The following is a 7,397-nucleotide window of genomic DNA, read 5'->3' as shown; positions in this document are numbered from 1 at the left end:
CGTGGCGCGCCCCGCCTCGTCGAGCGTCGCTGCCAGCAGGTCGATCAGCGCCGAGGCGACCACGGCGCCGTCCGCCGCGCGCACCGCCGCCTCCGCCTGCGCCGGCGTGCGCACGCCGAAGCCGATCGCGACCGGCAGATCGGTCGCCGCGCGCAGGCGCGGTATCGCCGCCGCCAGCTCCTCGCTGCTCGCGGTGCGGGTGCCGGTGATGCCGGTGATCGACACGTAATAGACGAAGCCCGAACTGCCGCGCAGCACATGCGCGAGCCGCGCGTCGTCGGTCGTGGGCGCCACCAGCCGGATGAAGTCGAGGCCGTTGCGCGTCGCGTGCGGCAGCAGCAGGTCGGCCTCCTCGGTCGGCAGGTCGACCACGATCAGCCCGTCCACGCCCGCCGCCCCCGCGTCGTCGCAGAAGCGCTCCGGCCCATAGGACAGGATCGGGTTGAGGTAGCCCATCAGCACGATCGGCGTCGCCGCGTCGTGGGCGCGGAAGTCGCGCACCATGCCGAGCGTGCCCGCGACCGTCGCGCCGGCGCGCAGCCCGCGCTGCCCCGCCGCCTGGATCGTCGGCCCGTCGGCCATCGGGTCGGTGAAGGGCATCCCGATCTCGATCAGGTCCGCCCCCGCCGCCGGCATGCCGCGCAGGATCGCCGCACTCGTCGCCGGATCGGGATCGAACGCTTCCAGGAACGGGATCAGCGCCCCGCGCCCGGCCCGGCGCAGTTCGGCGAAGCGGCCGGCGATGCGGCTCACAGCGCGACCCCCAGATGGCGGGCGACGGTCGCCATGTCCTTGTCGCCCCGTCCGCACAGGTTCATCAGGATGATGCCGTCCTTCGGCATGGTCGGCGCGAGCTTGACGACATGCGCGAGCGCGTGCGCCGGCTCCAGCGCCGGGATGATACCCTCCGCGCGGGTGCACAGCTGGAACGCCGCCACCACCTCGTCGTCGGTCGCCGCGACGTATTCGACGCGGCCGATGTCGTGCAGCCAGGCGTGTTCCGGCCCGACGCCCGGATAATCCAGACCGGCGCTGATGGAATGCGCCTCCTCGATCTGCCCGTCGTCGGTCTGCAGCAGATAGGTGCGGTTGCCGTGCAGCACGCCCGGACGGCCGCCCGACAGCGCCGCCGCGTGCTCGTGCGTGTCGAGCCCGCGCCCGGCCGCCTCCACGCCGATCAGCCGCACGTCCGGATCGTCGAGGAAGGCGTGGAACAGCCCGATCGCGTTCGACCCGCCGCCCACCGACGCGACGGCCGCGTCCGGCAGCCGGCCCTCGGCCTCCAGCATCTGCGCGCGTGCCTCCTCGCCGATGATCGACTGGAGATCGCGCACCATGGCGGGATAGGGGTGCGGGCCGGCGACGGTGCCGATCAAGTAATACGTGTCGCGCACGTTCGCGACCCAGTCGCGCAGCGCCTCGTTCATCGCGTCCTTCAGCGTGCCGGCGCCCGACTTCACCGGCTTCACCTCGGCGCCGAGCAGCTTCATGCGGAACACGTTGGGCTGCTGCCGCTCGATGTCGGTGGTGCCCATGTAGATCGTGCACGGCAGGCCGAACAGCGCGCACACCGTCGCCGTCGCGACGCCGTGCGAGCCGGCGCCGGTCTCCGCGATGATCCGCGTCTTGCCCATCCGGCGGGCCAGCAGGATCTGGCCCATGCAGTTGTTGGCCTTGTGGCTGCCGGTGTGGTTCAGCTCGTCGCGCTTGAAGTAGATCTTCGCGCCGCCGAGCTGCGCCGACAGGCGCTGCGCGTGCCACAGCGGGCTCGGCCGGCCGATATAGGATTTCAGATAGCCGTCCAGCTCCGTCCGCCACGCCGGATCGGCCCGGGCCGCTTCCCACGCCGCCTCCAGCTCCAGCACGCAGGGCATCAGCGTCTCGGCGACGAACCGCCCGCCATAGTCGCCGAAGCGGCCACGGCCGTCGGGTCCGGAGCGGAGGGTGTTGGCAAGCGGCTTGTTCACGTCGGTCGGTCCATCCGGTTCGGCCCCCACCGGGCGGCGGCGGGGGCGGGGCGCAGGTCGGGCGTCATAGCCCAGTCACGCGGTCCGGTCACGGTGGGGCGGCGCCGTGGGTGGTTCAAGGGGGCGCCGACCTTGCGGCCCCGCCGACGTCAAGCTACCTGCCGGTAGCCGGCCCCGGCCCTGCCCCCGGCCCGTCAGCATGGCTTGCGCTGCCACCGCCCGCCCCGGCACCCTGCCCGAAACCCACCCGGAGACCCTGATGGCCCGCTTCACCGGCACCGAACGCTACGTCGCCTCCCGCGATCTGGAGGTGGCGGTGAACGCCGCCGTCACCCTCCAGCGCCCGCTGCTGGTCAAGGGCGAGCCCGGCACCGGCAAGACCATGCTGGCGCACGAGGTCGCCGACGCCCTCGGCATGCCGCTGATCGAATGGCACATCAAGAGCACCACCCGCGCGCAACAGGGGCTGTATGAATACGACGCCGTCTCGCGCCTGCGCGACGGGCAGCTCGGCGACGAGCGGGTGCACGACATCGCCAACTACATCGTGCGCGGCAAGCTATGGGACGCGTTCGAGGCGGAACAGCCGACCGTCGTGCTGATCGACGAGATCGACAAGGCCGATATCGAGTTCCCGAACGACCTGCTGCTCGAACTCGATCGCATGCAGTTCTTCGTCTACGAGACGCGCAAGACCGTGGTCGCGCGCCATCGCCCCGTCGTCATCATCACGTCGAACAACGAAAAGGAGCTGCCGGACGCGTTCCTGCGCCGCTGCTTCTTCCACTACATCCGCTTCCCCGAGCGCGAGACGATGGAGCGGATCGTCGCGACGCATTTTCCCGACATCAAGCCGTCGCTGGCGCGCGAGGCGCTGACGATGTTCTTCCAGGTGCGCGAGGTGCCGGGCCTGAAGAAGAAGCCGGCGACGAGCGAGCTGCTGGACTGGCTGCGGCTGCTGATGGCCGAGGACCTGTCGCCCGAGGATCTGCGCAGCAAGGATGTCGCGCTGCCGCCGCTGTACGGCGCGCTGCTGAAGAACGAGCAGGACGTGCATCTGTTCGAACGCCTCGCCTTCCTCTCGCGCCGCAAGCAGCAGCAGTAGCGCGCCATGTTCGCCCCCTTCATCCTCGCGCTGCGCGACGCGGGCGTGCCCGCGTCCGTCACCGAATACCTCGCCCTGCTGCGCGCGGTGCAGGCGGGGTGCGCGGACTATTCGGTCGAGGATTTCTACTTCCTCGCCCGCAGCGCGCTGGTGAAGGACGAACGCCACCTCGATCGCTTCGACCGCGTGTTCGCCGAGGTGTTCCGCGGCGCCTTCCCGCCGGAGGGGGCGGAGGGCGACGATCTGCGCCGCGCGCTGCCGGAGGAATGGCTGCGCAAGCTGGCGGAGAAGCTGCTGACGCCGGAGGAGATGGCGAAGATCGAAAGCCTCGGCGGCTTCGACAAGCTGATGGAGACGCTGGCCCAGCGCCTCGCCGAGCAGAAGGGGCGCCACCAGGGCGGCAGCAAGTGGATCGGCACCGCCGGCACCTCGCCCTTCGGCGCCCATGGCTACAACCCCGAGGGCGTGCGCATCGGGCAGGAGGAAAGCCGCCACCGCCGCGCCGTCAAGGTGTGGGATAAGCGCGAGTTCCGCGACCTCGACGAGGACGAGGCGCTGTCGTCACGCAACATGAAGGTGGCGTTGCGCCGCCTGCGCCGCTTCGCGCGCGAGGGGGCGGCGACCGAACTGGACCTGCCCGGCACCATACGCGCCACCGCCAACAACGCCGGCACGCTCGACCTGCAGATGCAGGCGGAGCGGCGGAATGCGGTGAAGCTGCTGCTGTTCCTCGACATCGGCGGGTCGATGGACGACCACATCCGGGTGACGCAGGAGCTGTTCAGCGCCGCGCGCGGCGAGTTCAAGCATTTCGACTATTTCTATTTCCACAACTGCCCGTACGAGCGCGTCTGGCGCGAAAACCGCCGCCGGCGGGAGACGACGATTCCGATGGAGCAGGTGCTGAACACCTACGGCCCCGCCTATCGCTGCGTCTTCGTGGGCGACGCGTCGATGAGCCCCTATGAGATCGTCCAGCCCGGCGGCAGCGTCGAACACTGGAACGACGAACCCGGCCGCGTCTGGATCGAACGCCTCACCCGCCACTTCCGCCGCGCCGCCTGGATCAACCCGCTGGCCGAGGACGAATGGCGTTATGTGCAGTCGGTGGGGATGATCAAGCAGTTGATGGACGGGCGCATGTTTCCGCTGACGATTGCGGGGCTGGATGATATGGCGCGGGAGTTGAGGTAAGTGGCCACTGTTCCGATCCGACATGTCGAGACCGAGCAGCATGGAGCCCTGGGACGCGGGTGAAGCACCGGGTTACAACGGCTTTGCTGAGAAAGCAGGAAAGCAGCATGCCATAGTGATTTTGCGCGGCTGTCGGCGGAAACATCCGCCGCACGAGCCGAATATAGTAGCTAAAGCATGCGAAATTGTCGGCTGCGGCCATTCAGCGGGACCTGCTTGGGATCGACCACTTACAGAGTTGGGGCAAATCGCACTTAAGGACCGACCACCATATTCTCGAACTAACTCTGAATGGCACAGGCAGCCGTTACCCCGCACGCTCAAGGTCAAGGAGCGCCAAGGCTATGTTGGATGAGCTGATTGAGGAGGAGTTCAGAAACCGGCCGGCTGATGACAGCCTAGCGTTTCTGCACTTCGAAAAGATTTATAGAGCAAAATTAGATGCGGAACTAAACCAACTAAATAGTAACAATGAAGACAGTTATTACAACGTCTATAATCATTTTATGCAAACCTACATCAATCAAGTCATAGCTACAGCACGAGCCCTTGAACTCGACATCCTGGAATACTGGATGAATAATCCAGCAGCTGCAAATAATACGAAAAACTTTGTGCAAATTAAATTCGATATCGATGCGGCGATCACAACTATAAAAGTCCGATACTCGACGGCCGATCGGCGTGTCTCCGTACGGCTGGAGCCCCAAGCACGCGAGAAGATCCGTGATTTGATCAGCAAAATAAAGCTGACCATAGAAGACGGCGACCTTCCGTCGACACGTAAAGATGCATTGATGAATAAGCTAAATGCATTCTCCGCCGAGGTAGACCGAGACCGAACACGGTTCGAGGCCTTTGGCGCATTAGTGATAGAAGCAGCTGGCACTGTAGGCAAGGCCGAAGCAAAACTTAGGCCGGTTCGAAAGTGGATCGACTCTATAGCCAATCTGATACGGCAGGCCCGAATGTCTGAAGATTCGGCCCTCCGCTTAAACGCTCCTATGAAGCGCATTGCGCCACCACAAAACCAAATTGAACCACTAGGCGGACTATGGAAATCACCTGACGAACCAAACGCGGACTCGGATAATGAAGTGCCTTTCTAAGGCCGTATGTCATAAGCATTCGTGGGGTGTAGCTTGTTCGCCGCTGATCCCCTGCCGTCGGGCGCTACTAAACGGCGAGCGTGGGGTTGATGGAGCGCAGCAAGCGTAGGGTGGGTGGAGCGCAGCGAAACCCACCACTTCCACGCCCATCCCACGGTTCTCCTGGGCCATCCGATTTGCCCTTTGGATAAGCGCCGCCACCCGGCCCCCGCCCTGCCCCCCCCGCCACCGGCTGGCACTCCTATCCGCCCCACCCCAGGAACGAGGCCGACCATGCGCCGCGCCGCCGGGATTGTCGGGTCGCCCGCAAAACGTCACCCGCCGAGCACCGCATCGTTTCCCCTCTTCCTCCCCTTGATCGGCGCGGTTCGATTGCTAAAATGACCACAGTAGCCACAGTCCCCGAGCGATGAACGAACTCCAGCTCCGTGACGCCAAGGCGACCCTGTCGGCGGTCATCGACAAGGCCCGCGCGGGCGCGCCCACGGTCATCACCCGCCACGGCAAGCCTGCCGCCGTCGTCATCAGCTTCGAGGAATGGCAGCGTCTGTCCCACGTCCCCAGCCTGGGGCGCCTGCTCATGGCCGCCCCGCTCGCGCCGGACGACCTGCCGGCGCGGAATCAGGGCGCCCTGCGCGACCCGGACGCCTGAACCCGCGTGTATCTGGTCGATACCAACGTCCTCTCGGCCGGCGCACCCGCGCGCGCGGCGCACGGTCCCGGCCTTGTTGCCTGGATGGAGGGCAACAGCGATCGCCTTTATCTCTCGGTCATCACGGTCGCCGAGGTCGAGGACGGTATCGCCAAGGCCCGCCGGGAACGCGCGACCCGGAAGGCCGATCGTCTCGCGGCGTGGCTGCAAACGCTGCTGCATCTCTACAGCGCCCGCGTCCTGCCGCTCGATCTGCCGGCCGCGCGGCTGCTCGGCAGTCTGTCCGACAGGGCCCGCGCCGCCGGACGGGCACCCTGCCTCGCCGATCTCGCGATCGCGGCGACGGCGGCCGGGCGCGGCTACACCGTCCTCACCCGCAACCTGCGTCACTTCGACGGTCTCGGCGTGCTCACGCACGACCCGTATGCAAGCCTGCCGCCCTGACGACCGGCCACACCCCACGCTCGCCCCGCACGCCGCCGGCTGGCTCCGCTCTCCCGCTCCAACCCCTTCGCCACGAGGTCGCCCATGCGCCGCGCCGTCCTGCTGACCGCCCTCGCCCTGCTCGCCGCGCCGGCGGCCCACGCGCAGACGAAGATCGACAGCATCAACACCAATTTCCGCTGGCTCGGCCCGGATGACCGGGTGGTCGTCACCCGCTACGACGATCCGAAGGTGGCCAATGTCTCCTGCTACCTCTCGCGCGCGGAGACCGGCGGGGTGAAGGGCGGACTCGGCCTGGCGGAGGACCCGAGCCGGTTCTCGCTGGCCTGCCGCGCGGTCGGGCCGGTCACCATCCCGCCCGGCCTGCCGCACTCCGAGGTGATCGCCTGGACCTCCGCCTCGCTGTTCTTCAAGACGTTCAAGGTGCATCGCGCGGTGGACGCGGAGAAGCACGTGCTGGTCTACACCGTGGTCAGCACGCGGCTGATCAACGGCTCGCCCTACAACAGCGTCAGCGCCGTCCTGGCCGACGGGCGGTAGGCGCGGGTCCTACCGCGCCGCCTCCCGCGCCACCACGGCGTTGGCCTCGCGGATCGCTCGGCCCTCGTCGCCGGTGCGGTCCAGCGTCTCGTTGGCGACCTTGGCCCACAGCGCGCGCAGCTCCGCGGTCGTCGCCTTGTGGGTATGCTGCGGCGCGTCCTCGGCGGTCCATGGCATGGGGTTAGCCCTCCGGTATCCGAGATGCCAACGCGCGAGCGCCAGCTAGAGTCGCCGGACCGGCACCCACCACGCCAGCGCCATGGCGCAGCCGGCATAGGCGGCGACCGTCAGGAACGCCCAGCGGAACGCCTCCGCGATCTCCGCCGCCGCCGTCGCCCGGCCGGCCGCGCCCAGCCCCGCCATCGCCGCCGGCCCGCGCTCCACCA

9 protein-coding genes are annotated in these 7,397 nt (G+C 67.5%); 6 read left to right on the top strand and 3 right to left on the bottom strand.

Annotated features, from left to right (window positions below):
* On the bottom strand, positions 1-753 hold a 753-nt coding region (trpA, locus tag B8460_RS15350; protein WP_048862482.1), incomplete at its 3' end, for a tryptophan synthase subunit alpha.
* Positions 750-1,967 carry a tryptophan synthase subunit beta gene (gene trpB / locus B8460_RS15345; RefSeq protein WP_048862483.1) on the bottom strand — a complete coding sequence of 406 codons (1,218 nt, stop codon included), beginning with the start codon at positions 1,965-1,967 and terminating at the stop codon, positions 750-752. The genes trpA and trpB, both read right to left, overlap by 4 nt.
* A gap of 259 nt (positions 1,968-2,226) precedes the next feature.
* On the opposite strand from trpB, the gene B8460_RS15340 reads away from it, so the two are divergent.
* The 6 genes from B8460_RS15340 to B8460_RS15320 all read left to right on the top strand — a co-directional run bounded on the left by B8460_RS15340 (position 2,227) and on the right by B8460_RS15320 (position 7,011).
* A complete protein-coding gene (locus B8460_RS15340) occupies positions 2,227-3,072 on the top strand; it encodes an AAA family ATPase (protein ID WP_048862481.1) in 846 nt (281 codons plus the stop codon).
* Positions 3,073-3,078: 6 nt separating this feature from the next.
* Positions 3,079-4,266, top strand: a complete 1,188-nt coding sequence (locus B8460_RS15335; protein WP_048862480.1) for a vWA domain-containing protein — start codon at positions 3,079-3,081, stop codon at positions 4,264-4,266.
* Between the two features lie 344 nt (positions 4,267-4,610).
* Entirely contained in the window at positions 4,611-5,375 is a 765-nt protein-coding gene (locus B8460_RS21095; protein WP_148360635.1) for a hypothetical protein, read from the top strand.
* A gap of 409 nt (positions 5,376-5,784) precedes the next feature.
* On the top strand, positions 5,785-6,027 hold the full coding sequence (locus B8460_RS15330; RefSeq protein ID WP_048862479.1) for a type II toxin-antitoxin system Phd/YefM family antitoxin: 243 nt from the start codon (positions 5,785-5,787) through the stop codon (positions 6,025-6,027).
* 6 nt (positions 6,028-6,033) lie between these two features.
* Positions 6,034-6,471, top strand: coding sequence for a PIN domain-containing protein (locus tag B8460_RS15325; protein WP_048862478.1), 438 nt, complete (start codon positions 6,034-6,036; stop codon positions 6,469-6,471).
* Positions 6,472-6,555: 84 nt separating this feature from the next.
* Positions 6,556-7,011: a CreA family protein gene (locus B8460_RS15320; protein ID WP_048862477.1), complete on the top strand. Its 456-nt coding sequence runs from the start codon at positions 6,556-6,558 to the stop codon at positions 7,009-7,011.
* Between the two features lie 9 nt (positions 7,012-7,020).
* Here B8460_RS15320 and B8460_RS22925 read toward each other — a convergent pair whose 3' ends face one another.
* Positions 7,021-7,188 carry a hypothetical protein gene (locus B8460_RS22925; protein ID WP_199445666.1) on the bottom strand — a complete coding sequence of 56 codons (168 nt, stop codon included), beginning with the start codon at positions 7,186-7,188 and terminating at the stop codon, positions 7,021-7,023.
* Positions 7,189-7,397 lie beyond the last annotated feature (209 nt).

Source organism: Acidisphaera rubrifaciens HS-AP3 (genome assembly GCF_000964365.1).
Classification (GTDB): domain Bacteria; phylum Pseudomonadota; class Alphaproteobacteria; order Acetobacterales; family Acetobacteraceae; genus Acidisphaera; species Acidisphaera rubrifaciens.
Note: the sequence above shows the minus strand (reverse complement) of the source record. Positions and strands in the feature narration are given on the sequence as shown.